Origin of the sequence: Amycolatopsis sp. cg9, from assembly GCF_041346945.1 — a bacterium.
In the GTDB taxonomy this organism is placed as follows: Bacteria; Actinomycetota; Actinomycetes; order Mycobacteriales; family Pseudonocardiaceae; genus Amycolatopsis.
This window is the reverse complement of sequence record NZ_CP166850.1, coordinates 9,675,007-9,692,884: the sequence shown is the minus strand read 5'-3', so window position 1 is coordinate 9,692,884 and position 17,878 is coordinate 9,675,007. Positions and strand designations below refer to the sequence as shown.

Here is a 17,878-nt window from a genome sequence, read left to right as displayed (position 1 = left end):
GAGCGCCCCCGGCACCGTCGGCCGGTGTTTTCACCGGCGGGAGAGACCTCCGGTTAGTTGCTCATGCGCACTATCCGGAGGTTCTGGTTCCATGACTGTCCCCCTGTGGCTGTGGATCGCCACGATCGGTGGCCTGCTCGCGCTCATCGCGCTCGACCTGGTCATCGTCGATCGCAAGCCGCACGAAGTGACCACGGGGGAAGCCGCTCGCTGGGTGATCTTCTACGTTTCGTGCGCGGTGCTCTTCGGGGCGGGCGTGTGGATCTTCGCCGGGCACGACCCGGGCGTCGAGTTCTTCACCGGCTACATCACCGAGTACTCGCTGAGCGTCGACAACCTGTTCATCTTCATGATCATCATGGCGTCGTTCAAGGTGCCCGCCATCCACCAGCACCGCGTGCTGCTGGTCGGCATCCTGCTCGCGCTGGCCATGCGCAGCGTCTTCATCGCGATCGGCGCCGCGCTCATCGCGCAGTTCGTCTGGGTGTTCTTCCTCTTCGGCGCGATCCTGATCTGGACCGCGATCAGCATGCTGCGCGGCAAGGGCGAGGACGAGGAGTACCACGAAAACGCCGTCACCCGTCAGGTCCGCAGGTTCGCGCCGGTGACCGACGACTACCACGGCCACAAGTACACGGTGAAGATCGACGGCAAGCGGATGATCACGCCGATGCTGCTGGTGATCGTGGCCATCGGCTCCGCGGACCTGCTGTTCGCCGTCGACTCGATCCCGGCGATCTTCGGCATCACGCAGGAGGCGTTCCTCGTCTTCACCGCCAACGCGTTCGCGCTGATGGGCCTGCGGCAGCTCTACTTCCTGCTCGGCGGGCTGGTGACGAAGCTGGTCTACCTCACCTACGGCCTCGCGGTGATCCTCGCCTTCATCGGCGCGAAGCTGTTCCTGCACGCGCTGCACGAGTACCACGTCGTGCCGGACTGGCTGGACATCAACAACTGGGTCTCCCTCGGGGTCATCATCGTGGTGCTGTCCGTGACCACGGTGGCCAGCCTGGCCAAGGCCCGGCGCGACGAGCGCAAAGAGGTCGCCGCGTAGGTCGTTCGCATCGCTAAAGATTTCCGGTACGGTCGGGGGGTGCGTCCTGCCGACATCGAAGACCTCGTCGTCCCCGGCCGTCCGGCCCTGCGCGGAAACCTGCTGCTCACCGCGCTGAGCAAACCCGATCTGAAGGCGAACGCCACCCGCAGCGCGCTGCGGCGGGTGTCGCTCGACGGCGGGGAATCCGCGTGGACGCACGGTCCGCGCGACTCCGCCCCGTCGGTTTCGCCGGACGGCCGCTGGGTGGCGTTCCTCCGCGCGGGGGAGGGCACGGGCGCCGACGGCAGCCCGCAGCTGCACGTGATGCCGTCCGACGGCGGCGAGGCGCGGCGGCTGACGTCGCTGCACCTCGGCGTGGGCGAGCCGGTGTGGGCGCCGGACTCGCGGCGGATCGCGTTCACCGCCCGGGTGCCCGAAGCCGGGCGCTACGGGACCGAGGACGCCGACGGCGAGACCCCGGAGCCGGCCGCCGAGGCCCCGCGCCGGATCACCCGCATGGACTACCGGCTCGACGACGTCGGCTTCGTGCGCGATCGCGTGCAGCGGCTGTTCGTCGTCGACGCGGCCGAGCCCGCCGAGGCCCTCGAGCCGCTGACCGGCGCCGGGTTCGACGCGAGCCACCCGGCCTGGACGCCCGACGGCACGCGCGTGGTCTTCACCGCGCCGCCGGAGTGGGGCGCGGCCGAGAGCGACTTCCGCGACGTCTGCGCGATCTCCGCCGACGGCGGCGAACCCGAGGTCCTCGTGCGCGGCGAAGGCTTCTCCGAGCGCCCGGTGTTCGGCGCGGACGGTACGTTGTTCTACTTCGGACAGTCCTTTGCGGAGCACCGCGAGGCCGGGATGACCGGGCTCTACGCGGCGACGCCCGAATTCGGCGCCGGCCCGGTGAAGGCCCGCCGGCTCACCGACATCGAGACGGTGGACTGCGAAGCCTCGGCGGGAGCTCCGGCCCCGCGCGGCGCCGACGTGCTCGTGGCCGTCCGCAACCGCGGCGCGGTGGAGCTGCGCGCGGTCGCCGCCGACGCCGCGGACGCACCGCTGGCCGACCTGGCGGTGGTCTACGCCGGCCACGCGGCGCTGCGGTCGTTCACGCTCGACGGCCCGGTGGTGGCCGCGGTGATCGCGACACCGTCGACCGCCGGTGAGGTCGTGCTCCTCGGCGGCGGCGAGCCGCGCGTGCTGACCGACTACTCGAAGCCGGTGCGGGACAAGGGCATCCGGCCGATGATCGAGCTGGAGACGACCGCGCCGGACGGCTACCCGGTGCACGGCTGGCTGGTGCTGCCCGAGGGCGAGGGCCCGCACCCGGTGCTGCGCGTGATCCACGGCGGCCCGTTCACCCAGCAGGAGTGGGCGGTGTTCGACGAGGCCCAGGTGTACGCGGCGGCGGGCTACGCGGTGGTCGTCGGCAACCCCCGCGGTTCGGCGGGCTACGGCCAGACGCACGGCCACGCGATCACCCGCGGCTTCGGCACGGTCGACGTCGACGACGTCCTGGCCCTGCTCGACAAGGCGCTGGAGCGCCCCGACCTGGACTCCTCCCGCGTCGGCGTCATGGGTGGTTCGTACGGCGGCTTCATGACGAGCTGGCTGGCCGCCCACCACGGCGACCGCTTCAAGGCGGCGTGGAGCGAGCGCGCGGTCAACGCGTGGGACTCGATGGTCGGCAGCTCGGACATCGGCTACTTCTTCGTCGACGCCTACATCGGTGCTTCGCCGGAAGTGCAGCGCGACCGTTCGCCGCTCTCGTACGCCGACCGCATCAAGATCCCGTTCGCGGTGGTGCATTCGGAGCAGGACTGGCGCTGCCCGCTGGAACAGGCGGAGCGGATGTTCGTAGCGCTGCGGCGGGCCGGCGCGCCGGCGGAGATGCTGCTGTTCCCGGGGGAGGGCCACGAGCTGACCCGGTCGGGCCGGCCGCGCCACCGGGTGCAGCGCTTCGAGGCGGTCCTGGAGTGGTGGGCCCGGCACCTGTAGTGCGCGGGCTGGTCTGCTTCGACGTCGACGGCACCCTCGTGCCCGGCACGACGTCGTGCGCGTGGGTGGCCGCGGTGCTGGGGCACGAAGCCGAGCTCGTCGCGGCCGAAGCGGCGTACGACGAAGGCTGGATGACGAACCAGGAGGCGTCGGTGATCGACGCCCGCGGCTGGGCCGGGCACACCGAAGCCGAAGTGCTGGCCCGGCTCGGGACGCTGCCGCTGGTCGACGGGATCGGCGAGACGGTGGCGTGGTGCCGCGACCACGGCCTGCGCCCGATCCTCACCACGCTCGCGTGGACGCCGGTGGGCCGCATGCTGGCCCGGCGGTTCGGGTTCGCCGCCTACTGCGGCCCGGTACCCGAGGCCGTCGGCGGCCGCTACACCGGCGAGGTCGCCGCGCACCTGGACGAATACGGCAAGCGCGACTTCGCGCTGGCCCAGGGCTTCGCGCCGGAGCTGTGCGCCGCGGTCGGGGACAGCCGGTCCGACCTGCCGCTCTTCGCCGCCGTCGGGCTGAGCATCGGCTTCAACGCGGCGCCCGCGGCCCGCGCCGTCGCGACCCACCTCGTGGATTCCGGCGACCTGCGGGCGATCCTGCCGCTGCTGGAGCGTCAGTTCAGCAGCGTGTAGTTCAGCTCTTCGCAGACCCGGCCCAGCGGGACGTCCAGCCCGGGGTGGTCCAGCGGGAGCAGCACGTCCGGGGCGATCGGCAGGGCCGCGCCCGCCGGCGGGTCCCACAGGCAGATCGCCGGGTCGCCGGAGTCCATCGAGGAGCGGTACCAGAGGCCGTCGAGGTCGCTGAACGCGCCGCGGATCGCGCGGGCCCACGCCTGCGTGAGCTTCTTCGGGCCGCTCGAGATCTCCTGGGACGCCCCGACCCGCGTCGGCCAGAGGCCGGTCAGGTCGAGCAGGCGCAGCGTGCGCGTCGGGCGGACGACGACCAGGCGGGGGCCGCGCGTGCGGCGATCCACTGTCGAGCTGGTCTGGAAGACCTCGGCGATCGACGTGCGGACCGTGAGGCCGAAGTAGAGGACCCCGTTCGCGGGGTCGGTGACCGGCGCGCCGCCGCGGCCGGGTGGCTGCTGGTCGAACCGGCCGTGCGGGAGCGGGCCGGTGTAGCGGAACGAGTTCCACTGCTGGGGGTGGTTGCCGTGCGCCGTGAAGATCCGCACCAGCCTGGTCGCGGGCTGGACCGTCACCACGTCGTCGGCGCGGTTCAGCTGCCGGACCAGGACGGATCGGGCGGGCGGCAGCGGTAGCCGGGCCATGGGTCGGGGGTGGTCCGTCCTTGTCGGTGATCTTGCTCGGGGAGGTCCAGCCTAGAGCGGCGAGCCGAGCGTGGCGATGAGGCGGGCGACGTGGTCCGGATCACCCCCGGACAGGAGCCACTGGCGCGGGGTCGCCGCGTGGTCGTTGATCACCAGATCGGGTTGCGGTGTGCTCATGAAGGCGGCGACGACGAGCGCGGGCTGGTCTTCGGGCAGCGCCTTCAGCACGACCTCGAGGCCGGGCAGTACGCCCGAGCCGGCGAACTGCCACGCGGGGAGCTTCCAGCCGCTGTCCTTCCAGCCGGTCAGCCTGCCTTCCTTGAGGCGGTGCCGGATGCGGCTGTCGTCGACACCGAGGGCTTTCGCGGCCTCGTTGACGCTCAGCGCGCCCTCGGCGAGCACGGCGTGGGCGGCGACGGTGCGCGCCCGGAAGTCCGGTTCGTCCTCCCGCCGCGGCGAAAGGTCGAGGCCGACGTCGGTCAGCGCGGCGCGCTGGTCGGCCGAGAAGTAGTGCGAGGGATCCGGATTCGGTGGGGACAGTCTGCGCGCCGCGTCTTCGACGAGCGTCAGGAACTCGTTCGCGTCGACTTTCAGGCCCGCCTTGGCGAGGATGTTCTCCAGCGCTACAGACATGGGACTCAGGTTAACCCGAAACAGCGCGCGTGTGCGGGTTCGTGCGGTTTCTTGCCCTGTCTGTGGGTGAATTCACCAAAGATCGACACTTACCGCACATCACCCAACACGTTGAGTAGGCAACTTCCGGCTAGTCTGACCGCATCGGGCGAGGTTGTCCAGACCCGCGACGGCTTGACACCCCGGGCTCGCGGACCTAGGTTCCGTGTGAGTAAACGATTTCCGCTCCGTGCTCACGGGATCCGGCGGTTTCCGCGCCGGTCATGGGGGACACAGGGGGTGGGGCGTGCCTGGGGGGCCCGGCACGAGCCGGCCCCCTGGGCACGTCGCTCCGCGGACCACCCCGCGCCGGTACCTGCCGATCAGCGGCGGGAGCTCTTCCGTTCGATCAAGCGGGCTTCGAGCGTCGTCGTGGTCGCGTCGCGGCTGCTGTCGGCGATCCGGGCCAGCAGGAGCTGTGCGGCCACCCGCCCGACCTCGTACGCCGGCTGCGCGACGACCGTGAGCGGCGGGTCGATCAGCGTCGTCCACGGGGCGTCGTCGAACGAGACGATGCCGACGTCCCGGCCGGGGCGCAGGCCGCGCGACGAGAGGGCTTCGAGCACGCCGATCGCCATGGTGCTGTTCGCGACCAGCAGCGCGTCCGGCGGGGACGGCTCGTCGAGCAGTGCGAGCGCGGCCAGCCGGGCGCCCTCGGCGCGGTACTCCGCCCGCCGGGACAGGACGTTCGCTTCGCCGACGACGTCGCCGTAGCCGGCGAGGCGGTCGTCGGCGGTGCGGACCCCGGCGGGCCCGGTCAGGCACCCGACGCGCCGGTACCCGCCGGCGAGCAGGTGCCGGGTGGCCTCGGCGGCGGCGTGCCGCGTGTCGACGAGCACCTGGTCACCCGCGGCGGCGGGCAGCGGGCGGTCCACCGCCACCAGCGGAGTCCCTTGGCGGCGCAGGCCTTCGACGTTCGTCGACCGCCCGGTGGGGGACAGCACCACCCCGGCGACGCGCTCCTGCAGCGCGACCTCGATGTAGCGCCGCTCCTTGTCTTCGTTCTCGTCGGAGTTGCAGAGCACGACCGAGTAGCCGGACCGCTGCGCGAGGTCCTCGACGCCGCGCGCGATGGCGGTGAAGAAGGGGTTCTCGACGTCGGAGATGATCAGCGCGAGCACGGCGGTCTCCTGCCGCCGCAGGTTCCGCGCCAGCCCGTTCGGGTGGTACCCGAGCTCGGCGGCCGCCTCCTGCACCCGCGCGGCCAGCGTGGGGTCCACAGTGGACTTCCCGTTGAGCGCGCGCGACACGGTCGCCGTGGAGACGCCGGCCCGCGCGGCGACGTCGCTGATGGTGGCCACACGCCCTCCCTGATCACTCGTCGAGGGGAGGATAGCGCTCCCGGTAGTCGTTTACCGTCCGCTTACCTTTTGGGGTGAAGCCCCACTTCCGGTTGTCCGCGCGGGTTACGCCGAATGGAGCCGGTCACGCGCGGTTGTGTCCACAGTGGAGGCCGGCCGGAAGTACGCGCGCGGCGTGAGACCGGTGAGCGCCCGGCAATCCCGGCTGAGGTGCGCCTGGTCGGAGTACCCGGCAGCGACGGCGAGCGCGGCGAGGTTCGGTGCGCCCGGCGCGAGGGCGATCGCCCGCTGGAAGCGGCTGACGCGCAGGTAGGTGGCCGGGCCGTAGCCGACGGCTTGGACGAAGCGCCGGCGCAGCCGCCGTTCGCTGATGGTGGCGGGCTCGGCGGGATCTTTGACTGGCGCGCGGGTGCTGGGGGGTGTCACCGCCTCGGCGACCCGGGCCGCCCCTGCCTCCAGCCGGGTCACCAGCTCCGCCACCGCCGGATCCGGCGCCGCGGCCGACGGCAGGCGGGACGCCACCGCCTCCGCCGGGGTCATCTCGCCCGTCAGCAGCCGCTCCGCCAGGAGCTCGCCCTCCCGGCCCCACAGGTCGCCCAGCGGTACCCGGGTGTCGCGCAGCTCGTCCGCCGCCACGCCGAGCACCGCGGCGGCGCGGCCGGGGGCGAACCGCAGCCCGTGCAGCTCCGCTCCCGGGCGGGTCACCGAGGACCAGGCCGCCGTGTCGGGGCCCGCGATGAACACCGCGCCGTCGCCCACCACCAGGTCGAGGCAGCCGTCGGGGACGATCCGCTTCGGGCCCGCCGAAGCCGATCGCCACACGCAGCGCGCCACGCCCGCCAGCCGCGGGGGTGGTGCCGCCTCTTCGTACACACCCCGATGATGCACCCGGGGACCGACAAAACCCGAGGCGCACCCGTTTGGGTGAAAGTTGGACATCTCGGCCACGGCGGCTAACGCGGAGTTAGGTCACGGCGAGATATAGGCGACGCACTCGACGGAAGTGCGCGCGACGAGAGAAGACCTCTCCATGGGTGTTCCCACCGCGACCCGCGAACACCGCACCCGGACGGCCGGGAGCGTCGTCGTGGTCCTGGGTGTGCTCGCCGCGGCCTTCGCCGTGACGTCGTTCATCGTGCCGCGGCCCGCGCGCGGACCCGCCAAGGAGGAGCCGGTGGCCGCGCCGGTCGCGCCGGCTGCCGTGCGGACGGTCAGCCGGACCGTCGTCTACGAGCTGCTCGGCCCCGACGGCGCCCGCAACGTCACCTACGCCGCCGCGGGCTCGGCGCTCGCGCAGCAGGCCCGGGTCACCACGCCGTGGTCGGTGACCTTCACCCGGACCGGCCCCGCCGACCGCACCGAGTTCTACAGCATCGCCGCGCAGAATCCCGGGCCCGGCGAACTTCGCTGCCGGATCGTCGTCGACGGCGTCGTGGTCGCCGAGAAGGCCGTGGCCGAGGCGGGGCGCCTCTTCAGCTGCGCCGTCTGAGCGGGAGGATCAGCGGCGTGCACGACGCCGCGATCACCTTCGGACCCGCCTTGGGGGCGGTGCTGGTCCTGCTCGCCGTCGCCGGGGCCGCGGTGGTCCGCTGGGGCGAACTCGGTCAGGGACGCGCGGTGCTGGTCGCCGCCGTCCGGGCGGTCGCCCAGCTGGCGCTGGTGTCGCTGATCATCACCGCGGTCCTCCGGTCGGTCCCGCTCACCGGCCTGTTCGTGCTGCTGATGTTCACCATCGCCGCGGTGACCTCGGCGCGGCGCGCCGGGACGTGGGCGAACCTGCCGTGGACCGCCGCGGCGATCGCGGCCGGGGTCGTGCCCGTGCTGGCGCTGGTCCTCGGAGCCGGCGTCGTCCCGCCGAAGCCGATCGCGGTCGTGCCGATCGCCGGCATCGTGATCGGTGGCGCGATGACCGCGACGTCGCAAGCCGCACGACGAGCCCTCGACGAGCTGAAGTCCCGCTACGGCGAGTACGAAGCCGCACTCGCCCTCGGGTTCCTGCCGAGGCCCGCCGCGCTGGAGATCTGCCGCCCGAGCGCCGGGCACGCGCTGATCCCGGCGCTCGACCAGACCCGCACGGTCGGCCTGGTGACGCTCCCGGGCGCGTACGTCGGCGTCCTGCTGGGCGGCGCGGGCCCGATCGAAGCGGGGCTGACGCAGGTCCTGGTGCTGATCGGGCTGCTCGCCGCCGAAGCCGTCTCGATCCTGGTGACCGTGCAGTTCGTCGCGGCCGGGAAGCTCAGCCGAGCGGCGTGGCCAGGTGCCCGGTGTCGTTGAAGCGCCGGATGATCCAGTTGTCGCCGTGCAGCACCAGGTGCGAGATCGAGCCGTTGTCCGCGCCGAGGAACGCGAAGCGCTCGACCGAGCGGCTGGCCTGCGCGAACACCTCGCCGATCACGCCGCCGTGGGTGAACACGGCGACGCGCTGGTCCGGGTGCGCGGCCGCGATCCGCGTCAGCGCGCCGCGCAGGCGGGCGCCGAAGGTCTCGTCGGACTCCGCGCCCGGGATGACGTCCCAGCGCTGCTCGCTCCACAGCCGTTCGACGATCGGGTGGCCTTCGGCGGTGTACTTGCGGAAGAGGCCGTTCTCCCAGTCGCCGAGGTGGATCTCGCGCAGGTCCGGCTCGACGGTGGGGGTGATCCCGAGCTTCTCGGCCAGCGGGGCCGCGGTCTCCGCCGTGCGGCGCAGCGTCGTCACGTAGATCGCGTCGATCCGCTCGCCGGCCAGCCGGTCGCCGACCCGCCGGGCGTGGTCGCGGCCGTCGGGCGCGAGCTCCGGGTCGGCCTGGCCGTCGACCAGCTCGAAGGGGTTGTCCCCGCGGGCGGGAGCCGACTCGCCGTGCCGCACCAGGAAGATCTCCGTCGAGCCCGGGGGCGGGCTGAAGCGGTGCTGGCGGTACTCGATCTCCTGCTCGGGCGTGCTCATGGCCCCGACACTAGCCGAGCTGCTTGTCCACGAAACACCACCGCCAGGTCTCCCCGGGTTCGAAGCTGCGCATGACCGGGTGGCGGGATTCGTGGAAGTGCTGGGTGGCGTGGCGGCGCGGCGAAGAGTCGCAGCAGGCGACGTTGCCGCACTTGAGGCACATCCGCAGGTGCACCCAGGTCGTGCCCTCTTCGACGCAGGCGGCGCACGTGTCCGGCGAGCTGGGATCGCGCTCGACCCACTCGTGGGCCAGGTGCTTGCACGACCCGGCGGTCGCGGCCGGCGTGCGCAGCTCGCGGCCTTCGACCTCGGGCTCTTCCTCGTCGCGGTCCAGCATGGACTCTTCGATGTCGAGCCGTTCCAGGACCCGCCGCAGGACGTCGTCGTCGGCGCTGCCGCTGTCGCGCGCCTTGAGGAACTGGTTGCGCTCCACGTCCAGCAGCTGCAGGCGCAACCGCCGGTAGGCGTCGCTCGGGGTCTCGGCCAGCGCGCTCTGCCTGCCGAGCTGCTCCCACGCCGAGTCGGCGCGGTGCTGCAGCCGGTCGCGCAGGCGCTGGATGATCTCCGGCGGGTCGTCGGGCTGCCGGATCTCCTCGAGCTTCGCCAGCGCCGCGCGGGTCATGTCGTGCAGGACGGCCGCTTCCTGCAGCGCGTCTTCCGCCGGGTCGGGCCGCGGCAGGCGCAGCCGCCGGATCAGCGTCGGCAGCGTCATGCCCTGGACGGCCAGCGTGCCGGCCACGACGACGAACGCGGCGAGCACCAGCACGGCCCGCTGCGGGGTGTCGGCGGGCAGCACGAACGCGGCCGCGAGCGTCACCACCCCGCGCATGCCCGCCCAGGAGATCACCGCCGAGTAGCGCCACGGCCAGATCTTCGCCCGGGTCTTGCCGGGCAGCAGGCGCCGTTCGAGCCGCTTGACCGTGCCGATGCCGATCAGCCACAGCACCCGGGTCAGGATGGTCGCGCCGAGCACGGCGACGCAGATCCAGGTCAGCGTCAGCAGCGACAGCCCGCTCTCGCCGACCTCCGCGAGGATCCGCCGCAGCTGCAGGCCGATCAGCAGGAAGACCATGTTCTCCAGCAGGAAGGCGATGGTCTGCCAGTTCAGCCGGGACGCGAGCCGGGTGGAGCCGGACAGGATCTGCGGTGCCTTGTGCCCGAGGATGAGCCCGGCGACGACCACCGCGAGCACGCCGGAGCCGTGGATCGCCTCCGCCGGGATGTAGGCGATGAACGGCACGGCGAACGACAGCGCGGTGTCGAGCACCGGTTCGTTCAGCCGGGCGCGGATGAACGCGGCGACGAAGCCGACGACCAGGCCGACCACGGCGCCGCCGATGGCCGCGCGGAAGAAGTCCGCGCCGACCTGCCAGAGGCTGACCGAACCGGCCAGCGCGGCGATCGCCGTGCGGAGGGCGACCAGCGCGGCCGCGTCGTTGAAGAGGCTCTCGCCCTCCAGCAGCCGGATCAGCTTGCGGGGCATGCCGACCCGGCGCGCGACGACGCTGGCGGCGACCGCGTCCGGCGGCGCCACCACCGCGCCGAGCGCGATGCCGCCGGCCAGCGGGAGCCCGGGGATCACCGCCCAGGCGACCAGGCCGACGCCGAGCGCGGTGAACACGACCAGCCCGACCGACATCAGCCCGATCGCCCCGCGGTTCTTCCGGAAGTCGACCAGCGACGTCTGGATGGCCGCCGAGTACAGCAGCGGAGGCAGCAGGCCGAGCAGCACGACCTCGGGGTCGAGGTGGTACTCCGGGACGCCGGGGACGTACGACGCGACGACGCCGACGACGATCAGGCACAGCGGGGCGGACCAGTCCAGCCGCCGCGCCACCGCGCTGACGACGAGGACCGTCACGACCAGCGCCACTATCTCTGCCGCGATGTGCACGGGGTAATCATTACCCGTCCGCCGCGGCGGGTGTCACCTGGCCAGCTCGGTGAGCACCTCGGCGACCAGCTGGGTGTCCATGTACTCGGTGATCTCCCGGATCCGGCCGGCTTCGAGCCGGAAGACGAAGCAGTACCGGTTGTCGTAGCGCTGCCCGGTCTTGGTGGCGACGCGGCCCTGCGCTTCGACCACCACGACGTCGTCTTCGGCGACGAAGCGGCTCGCGGTGCTGGTGTAGGTGCCGTCGAACTGTTCGCCGAGGGGACCCAGCAGGTCACGGCGGACGGAGTCCTTGCCGGCGAAGCTGCCGGACCAGCTGTTGTGCCCGCTGACGGTCCAGGTGACGTCGTCGGCCATGGCGGCGACCAGCGGGCGGATGTCGCCGGTGGCCCAGGCGTCGAAGGCGGTTCTCAGCAGCTGCTTGTTTTCGGCTGTGCTCATGGCCCGTAGTCAACACGCTGGAGCGCACTCCAGGGCAAGCTCCTAGGCTGGCCGCGTGACGACGGTGGAGATCGCGGCCGGCGCGCTGCGCGGGTCCGAGCAGGACGGGGTCCGGACGTTCCTCGGCGTCCCCTACGCCGAGCCGCCGGTGGGGGAGCTGCGGTTCCGCGCGCCCCGGCCGGTGCCGCCCTGGTCCGGGGAACGCGACGCGACGAAGTGGGCCGCGCGGGCGCCGCAGCCGGAGCTGACCGGCCGGGGCTTCACCGGCGACGAGGACTGCCTCCACCTGAACGTCTACGCGCCCGCGGCACCCGGCTCGTACCCGGTGCTGGTGTGGATCCACGGTGGCGGCGGCGTGCTGGGCGCGCCGCACCAGTTCGACGCCTCCGCGTACGCCCGCGCCGGTGTGGTCGTGGTGACCGTCGCCTACCGGCTCGGCGTGCTCGGCCTGCTGCACCTGCCCGGCGTCGCCGATTCGAACCTGTCCCTGCGCGACCAGGTCGCCGCCCTCGAATGGGTGCGGGACAACGTCGGCGCGTTCGGGGGAGATCCCGGGCGGGTCACGCTGGCCGGGCAGTCCAACGGCGGCCGCACGGTCGGGACGCTGCTCGCCGTGCCCGCCACGCGCGGGCTGGTCCACCAGGCGATCGTGCAGAGCGGCACCGGTGTCGGCTCGGTCGTGCACACCCCCGCCGAAGGCGCGGCGATCGCTTCGGCGGTCCTGTCCGAACTCGGCGCCGCCCCGGGAGACCTCGCTGCCCTGCCGGTGCAGCGGATTCTCGAAGCGCAGCAACGGGTTTCGGCGGCGTCCGGCACGAAGGTGACCTACCGCGTGGTCGTCGGGGACGAACTGCTGCCTTCGCGCCCCCTCGAGTCGGTCCGCGACGTCCCGCTGCTGATCGGGACGACGGCCGACGAGGAAGACCTGTTCAGCTGGCTGCAGTCGGGCGGCGCCAAGCTCCTGGGCGTCGGCTCGACGATGCTGGACGCCGCCGAGGTCGAGAAGGCCGTCGCGGCGTACCGCGAAGTGCTCGACTGGCCTGAGGAGCAGGTCCGCAACCGCGCGTTGACCGCGGGGGACTGGTGGATCCCGGCGATCCGGTTCGCCGAGAAGCAGCCGAACGCCTGGATGTACCGCCTCGACTGGCGGATCGCCCCGCGCGGCCGCGGCCTCGGCGCACCGCACGGGCTCGACCTGCCGCTGGTGTTCGACGACATCCGCAACAGGAACTGGCGGTTCCTCTTCGCCGGCCGGACGTTCCCGGCCGAGCGCATGCAGGCGATGGCGACGGAGATGTTCGCCGCCTGGGTCCGGTTCATCGCGACCGGCGACCCGGGCTGGCCCCGCTACACGACTGCCGACCGCGTCACGCGCCTCTTCGACGACGTCTCCACGACGGTCTCCGACCCGGACCGCGCCCAGCGCCTCCTCTGGGACTGACCGAGGGCGGCACTTTCGTAGGGAAAGTGCCGCCCTCGGGTCGGGGCTAGACGGTGATCTTGTCGACGTTCGGGCCGCCGTTGGCGGTCGTCGCGGTCGCCTTGATCTTGCTCGTGCCCGCGGGGAGGGTGACCGGGATCGTGACGGTCTGCCACGTGTCCCAGTTCCCCGTGCCGCCGAACGCCACCCCGGACGCCACCTTCGTGCCGTTCACCGAAATGTCCATCGGCCGGTTCGCCGTAGTGCCGTTGGCGAACCGCAGGACGACGTTCGCGGGCCCCGGCGCGGCCGCCGTCACCGAGAACTCCACCGCGCTGCCGGTCGCGTTGTCGTAGTTGACGAACCCGCTGCCGGTGAAGCCCGCGTGGTTGGACTCCGCGACGCCGTTCGTGATCGTCGCGTCCTCGGCCTGGTAGTCGGCCGGGGTGCCGGGGGTGACCGTGCCGTCCGCCGGGATCGTCTTCGTCCCGGTGTTCCAGCCCGCGACCCGCACGGACGGCTTGGCGCCCTTGAGGTCCGCGGTCCGGTACGTCGCCGTCAGCGTGGTCGATTCGCCGGGCCAGAGGCTGACCTGGTTGTCGGTCCACCGCACCGGCAGCACCGGCGCGCCCGCCGCGCCGACCACGTGCGCGTCGACGAAGAACGCCGGGACCTTGCCGCCCGCCGGGTTCGTCAGCGTCACCTTGGTCGTCGTGGTGCCGTCGCCGTTGGTGGTCGTCGTGGCGGTCGACCCCAGCGAGACCTGGGCCAGGCCGTTGAGCCCGGACAGGTCGGCGTACGACGTCGTCGGCGTGTAGTACCAGTCGCTGTTGCCCCAGTCGAGCGTGTCGGCCTTGGTGGACAGCCAGTACACGTTCCGGCTGACCTCCTTGCCCGCGGAGTCGGTGAGCACCAGCTTCGCCAGGTACGTCGTCGACAGCCCGCTCACCGAACCGATGGTCAGCGCGGTCGTCTTCGCGCCGTCACCGCCCACCGAAACGGCCTTGGACTGGGTGAACTTCTCGGTCCCGTCCAGGTTGTACAGCTTCACCGACGCCGTCAGGCCCGACGCCGCGTCGTGGTTGTGGTTGACCACCACGACGGACTTGGTGTCGTACGAGTACTGGATGTGCAGCGGCTCGTTCGCCTTCTTGGCCCCGAAGTAGGAGCCGTTCTGGTCGAGGTAGGCGTCGAACAGCTGCCAGTGCAGCGACGTCCAGCCGCTGTTGAGCATCCAGTAGATGATCCCGGTGGCCGGGTTCGAGCCGTCGCTGAAGTTGCGCGAGTGCGACTCGAACTCGGCGCGGACGTTCTCGTACTGCGCCAGCTGCGCCTTCCGGACGTAGTCGTCGAGGTTCGCCGGCTTGCCGTAGCGGCCGGTCAGCGCGTCGCCGAACAGCTTCAGGTTGCCGAACGTCGAGGACGAGGACCGGTGGTACTGCGCGGCCGACGGGTTCTTCCACAGCGTGTCGAGCTCGCTCGAGGACAGCATCCGCTTGAGCGTGTCCATGGTCGGGATGTCCGGCCCGGCACTGGTTTCGGAGTTGAAGCTCCACGCGCCGCCGAGGTCGGTGTGCGCCTTGTCGTACCAGTAGTTCGGCGGGACGTAGTCGTACGGCCCGTTCATCTTCATGCCGGACGACCCGAGCTGCGGCGACGACTTCGCCGACGCGGCCGGGACCACCGGGGTGGGCCAGTCCGCGGCGCTCAGCGCGTCGAGGTAGTTCTTCTCGATCGTCGCGTCGGGAGCGAAGTCGCTGCCGATGAGGAAGGAGATGACGCTCGGGTGGTCGCGCAGGCGCTCGGCCTCCGCGGTCATCGACGCCTTGGCGACCGGGTAGTCCGCGGCGGTCCACGGGTCACCCTTCTCGTCGCCGTTGACCTGGCCCTCCCACTTGTCGCAGCACTCCCAGCCGGGCAGCGTCAGCACGCCCATCCGGTCGGCGAGGTCGAAGAACTCGTCCGGTTCGATGTGCCCTTCCAGGCGCACGGTGTTGAGTCCGAGGTCCTTGACGTAGGCGAGCTTGTCCGCCGCGTACTGCTCGTTCCAGCGCAGGAACAGGTCCGGCGAGTAGCCGCCGCCCTTGATCAGCAGCGGGCGCCCGTTGATCGTGTACGCCCGGCCGCCGCTCGAGTTCTTGTTCGCCGTCACCGTGCGCACGCCGAAGCTCGAGTGCGAGGTGTCCGACGCCGTCCCGCCGACGGCCGCGGTCAGGTCGAGGTCGTAGCGCGGCTGCCCGCCCATCCCGGCCGGCCACCAGACCTGCGGGTTGTCGATCCCGACCACCGGGAAGGTGACGGTCTTCTTCTCCTTCGCCGCCAGGGAGACGGTCTGGCTGATCGCCTTGCCGGCGACCGTGCCGGTGACGGTCGTGGACACGGCGGCCGCGGAGTCGTTGCGGACGTCGGCCTTCACCGTCAGGTTCGCGTGGCTCAGCCCGGTCAGCTTCGTGACGACGTGGCCGCCGCGCAGCGCCACCGGGCCGCTGCGCCGGACGAGGACGTCCCGCACGATGCCCATGTTCTGGTCCGGCGGGGTCTGGGCCCAGTCGATCCAGCCCATCGACAGGTCCTTGTTCGGGTCGTTGGGGTAGACCTTGAACGCGATGCTGTTGGTGCCCGCCTTCACCTGCGCGGTGATGTCCAGGTCGTGGCGGGTGTAGGCGCCGTTGACCTGGGTCTTGTCCGCGATCCGCGTCCCGTTGACCCAGACGTCGGCCTTGGACAGCACGCCGCTGAAGTCGAGGTAGGTCCGCTGGGTGGTGTCGGTGACGGTGAGGTCGGTGCGGTACCACCACGGGACCTGGAAGTCCGCGACCGGCACGTTCTTCATGTTGGTCGAGTAGAACGGGTCGGCGTACTTGCCGTTGGCCAGCAGACCGGCGTAGACGGTCGAGCGCGGCCCGACCGGGTACCAGCCGGCGGTGCCGTACCCCGGTTTGGAGACCGCGGAGTCGTCGCTCACCTGCGCCGACGTCTGGATCAGGAAGCCCGGGACCGCGGTCGCCGGGGCCGCGGCCGCGACCACCGCCTTGGCCGGTTCCTGCCCGGTGGCGGCCGGGGCGGCCGCCCCGCTCACCGCGACGGCCAAGGCGACCGCCGACAGCAGTGTCGTCCGTGTTCTTCTCTGCCGATGACTCACTAGCGCGCCTCCTAGGCACCGCGGCGGCGAGGGACGGGGTTTTCGTTAGTAAAGTTCCCTAACAATTGCGGACGATCGTAGCGGGCCGATCACGCGGAGAACAGGGGCGGTTCCGTCAAACCCGGGCGGCCGACCACACCGCGGCGGCGCGCAGGGCCAGCAGGAGCGGCAGGGAACCGTCTTCCCAGAGCCGCCGGGGAAGTGCTTCGCTGAGCGGGACACCGCTGGCCAGCGCGGCGCCGATCGCGGGGAGATCGGCGTCGAAGAGGGTCAGGCCGGAGCTGTAGAGCCGTTCGCCGCCGGCCGGGCGGCGCCGGGCGACCTCCGCGCTGTCGACGGCGAGCTCGGTCAGCCCGAAGAACTCGGGCTTGGCGCCGCGGTCCATCCAGCGGGCGAACCCGACGACCTTCGTCTCGCGGACGTCCGCGGGGGTGAGGCCGCTTTCCTCGCACAGTTCGCGGTCCATCCCTGCGCGGACCGCGGTGTGCAGGGACCGCCGCGTGCCGCCGTCCGGCGTGCGCAGGTCGCGGGGTTCGAGCGAGCCGCTGCCCGACGGCGCCAGCAGCAGCCCGCTCACGGCGTTGAGCGCCGACTGCCGGACGGTGATCAGCTTGCCGTCGGTGGTGAAGGCGACCGTGGAGACGCCGACGTGGTCGGCCAGCGAGCTGCCGCTCAGCTCGCGCAGCGCGCCGGCGGAGTCGGTGAGCTCGGCCTTGCGCAGGTCCCACTCCTCACCGGTGTCGGTGCGCGTGATGCGGAGCGTGCCGAGCTCGTTCGAGCAGACGGCGTCGAAGAACCGGGCGCGGTGCAGCCGGATCGGTGCGGGCCGCGCACCGGCGGCGGGCAGCGGGTCGCCGCGCATGCCGACGACCGGACCGTTGAACAGGAGCCGGCCGCGGGCGCGCAGCGGGAGGACGTGCGGGGCGGTCGCCTTGAGCGACGGCGGCAGCCGGTACGGCTCCTCCGCGACCTCGATGGTGTGCCGTTCTTCCCAGAGGTCGCGGTCGATCGCGGCGCTGACCAGCGCCGTGCCGCGGGCGGGCACGGCGAGGTACTCGGCTCGCGGGTACGCGGCGGGCGGCGGCAGCTCCGCGGCCGGGAACGGCGCGGCGATGGCGGTGAACTCGAACCCGGCCCACCGGCGGCGCAGCAGCCGCACGTCCCGGGTGAAGGTGGCGACGCCGAGGCCGAGCGCGACGACCGAAAGCACCACGCCGATGGCGCTCGGCAGGATGGTGACGACCCCGAGCAGCACCCCGAGACCCGACGCGGCGAGCGGCCATTCGCGGGCGCCGAGGAAGCCGAGGTAGTCCGCCCTCGCCCGGGCGCGGCGCGTCAGTTTTCCCATCGCCGCACTGTTTAGCACGGCGGCGGCGGTGCGCGGGGCGGGTTTCAGGCTTCGGCGTCGAGGTAGACCCAGTGGCCGTCGTCACGCCGGAAGCGGCTGTTCTCCTCCAGGAAGCCGTCCCGGCCCCGGTGGCGGTAGTGCGCCCGGAACTCGACGGTGCCTTCGTCGTGCAGCAGGCCGCCGCCGGTGCGGCCGAGGATCTCCAGCCGCGTCCACTCCTGGGCGGGATCGAGGTCCAGCCGCCGCGGCCGGGTCCCGGGGTGCCAGGTCCGGAGCAGGTACGCGGTGTCGCCGACGGCGAAGGCGCTGAACCGCGAGCGCATCAGCAGTTCGGCCGTCGGCGCGGTGAGCGCGCCACCGTGGAACCGGCCGCAGCAGGCGGCGTAGGACTCGGCGAGACCGCACGGGCACGGGGCGGGAGGCACCGGGGAAT

The 17,878-nt window shown here is 72.2% G+C and carries 16 protein-coding genes; 6 read left to right on the top strand and 10 right to left on the bottom strand.

Annotated elements, in window-relative coordinates; translation table 11 throughout:
- Positions 1–91: 91 nt before the first annotated feature.
- The 3 genes from AB5J73_RS44470 to AB5J73_RS44460 are packed head-to-tail and all read left to right on the top strand — an operon-like array spanning position 92 to position 3,666.
- Positions 92–1,054, top strand: coding sequence for a TerC family protein (locus AB5J73_RS44470; RefSeq protein ID WP_370965569.1), 963 nt, complete (start codon positions 92–94; stop codon positions 1,052–1,054).
- Between the two features lie 39 nt (positions 1,055–1,093).
- Positions 1,094–3,034 carry an alpha/beta fold hydrolase gene (locus AB5J73_RS44465; protein WP_370965567.1) on the top strand — a complete coding sequence of 647 codons (1,941 nt, stop codon included), beginning with the start codon at positions 1,094–1,096 and terminating at the stop codon, positions 3,032–3,034.
- Complete coding sequence (locus AB5J73_RS44460) at positions 3,034–3,666, top strand: HAD family hydrolase (RefSeq protein WP_370965565.1); 633 nt, start codon at positions 3,034–3,036, stop codon at positions 3,664–3,666. Before AB5J73_RS44465 ends, AB5J73_RS44460 begins: the two co-directional genes overlap by 1 nt.
- On the opposite strand, the gene AB5J73_RS44455 is transcribed toward AB5J73_RS44460, so the two are convergent.
- From AB5J73_RS44455 to AB5J73_RS44440, 4 genes are all read right to left on the bottom strand, one after another.
- Positions 3,648–4,304 carry an RES family NAD+ phosphorylase gene (locus AB5J73_RS44455; protein ID WP_086861703.1) on the bottom strand — a complete coding sequence of 219 codons (657 nt, stop codon included), beginning with the start codon at positions 4,302–4,304 and terminating at the stop codon, positions 3,648–3,650. The genes AB5J73_RS44460 and AB5J73_RS44455 overlap by 19 nt on opposite strands.
- Positions 4,305–4,355: 51 nt before the next feature.
- Entirely contained in the window at positions 4,356–4,937 is a 582-nt protein-coding gene (locus AB5J73_RS44450; RefSeq protein WP_370965563.1) for a DNA-binding protein, read from the bottom strand.
- 362 nt (positions 4,938–5,299) lie between these two features.
- On the bottom strand, positions 5,300–6,277 hold the full coding sequence (locus AB5J73_RS44445; RefSeq protein ID WP_370965561.1) for a LacI family DNA-binding transcriptional regulator: 978 nt from the start codon (positions 6,275–6,277) through the stop codon (positions 5,300–5,302).
- A gap of 105 nt (positions 6,278–6,382) precedes the next feature.
- On the bottom strand, positions 6,383–7,150 hold the full coding sequence (locus AB5J73_RS44440; protein WP_370965559.1) for a helix-turn-helix domain-containing protein: 768 nt from the start codon (positions 7,148–7,150) through the stop codon (positions 6,383–6,385).
- 157 nt (positions 7,151–7,307) lie between these two features.
- On the opposite strand from AB5J73_RS44440, the gene AB5J73_RS44435 reads away from it, so the two are divergent.
- Entirely contained in the window at positions 7,308–7,766 is a 459-nt protein-coding gene (locus AB5J73_RS44435) for an MmpS family transport accessory protein (RefSeq protein WP_370965557.1), read from the top strand.
- A gap of 17 nt (positions 7,767–7,783) precedes the next feature.
- Positions 7,784–8,551, top strand: coding sequence for an ABC transporter permease (locus AB5J73_RS44430; RefSeq protein WP_370965555.1), 768 nt, complete (start codon positions 7,784–7,786; stop codon positions 8,549–8,551).
- Here the strand turns inward: AB5J73_RS44430 and AB5J73_RS44425 are convergent.
- Genes AB5J73_RS44425 through AB5J73_RS44415 form a run of 3 tightly spaced genes read right to left on the bottom strand, consistent with a single transcriptional unit; the run spans position 8,514 to position 11,535 of the window.
- Positions 8,514–9,200 (bottom strand): histidine phosphatase family protein, encoded by a 687-nt coding sequence (locus AB5J73_RS44425; protein ID WP_370965553.1) that lies wholly within the window; start codon positions 9,198–9,200, stop codon positions 8,514–8,516. The two genes, AB5J73_RS44430 and AB5J73_RS44425, sit on opposite strands and share 38 nt — an antisense overlap.
- A 10-nt stretch (positions 9,201–9,210) precedes the next feature.
- Complete coding sequence (locus AB5J73_RS44420) at positions 9,211–11,094, bottom strand: Na+/H+ antiporter (RefSeq protein WP_370965551.1); 1,884 nt, start codon at positions 11,092–11,094, stop codon at positions 9,211–9,213.
- Between the two features lie 33 nt (positions 11,095–11,127).
- A complete protein-coding gene (locus AB5J73_RS44415; protein WP_370965549.1) occupies positions 11,128–11,535 on the bottom strand; it encodes a nuclear transport factor 2 family protein in 408 nt (135 codons plus the stop codon).
- Between the two features lie 55 nt (positions 11,536–11,590).
- On the opposite strand from AB5J73_RS44415, the gene AB5J73_RS44410 reads away from it, so the two are divergent.
- The gene (locus AB5J73_RS44410; RefSeq protein WP_370965547.1) at positions 11,591–12,976 is read left to right on the top strand and encodes a carboxylesterase/lipase family protein; all 1,386 of its coding nucleotides are present in this window, start codon (positions 11,591–11,593) and stop codon (positions 12,974–12,976) included.
- A 46-nt stretch (positions 12,977–13,022) separates the two neighbouring features.
- On the opposite strand, the gene AB5J73_RS44405 is transcribed toward AB5J73_RS44410, so the two are convergent.
- From AB5J73_RS44405 to AB5J73_RS44395, 3 genes are all read right to left on the bottom strand, one after another.
- The gene (locus tag AB5J73_RS44405) at positions 13,023–16,097 is read right to left on the bottom strand and encodes a carbohydrate-binding protein (protein ID WP_370965545.1); all 3,075 of its coding nucleotides are present in this window, start codon (positions 16,095–16,097) and stop codon (positions 13,023–13,025) included.
- Positions 16,098–16,212: 115 nt separating this feature from the next.
- On the bottom strand, positions 16,213–17,445 hold the full coding sequence (locus AB5J73_RS44400) for a hypothetical protein (protein WP_370965543.1): 1,233 nt from the start codon (positions 17,443–17,445) through the stop codon (positions 16,213–16,215).
- 44 nt (positions 17,446–17,489) lie between these two features.
- On the bottom strand, positions 17,490–17,870 hold the full coding sequence (locus AB5J73_RS44395; protein WP_370965541.1) for a YchJ family protein: 381 nt from the start codon (positions 17,868–17,870) through the stop codon (positions 17,490–17,492).
- Positions 17,871–17,878: the final 8 nt, after the last annotated feature.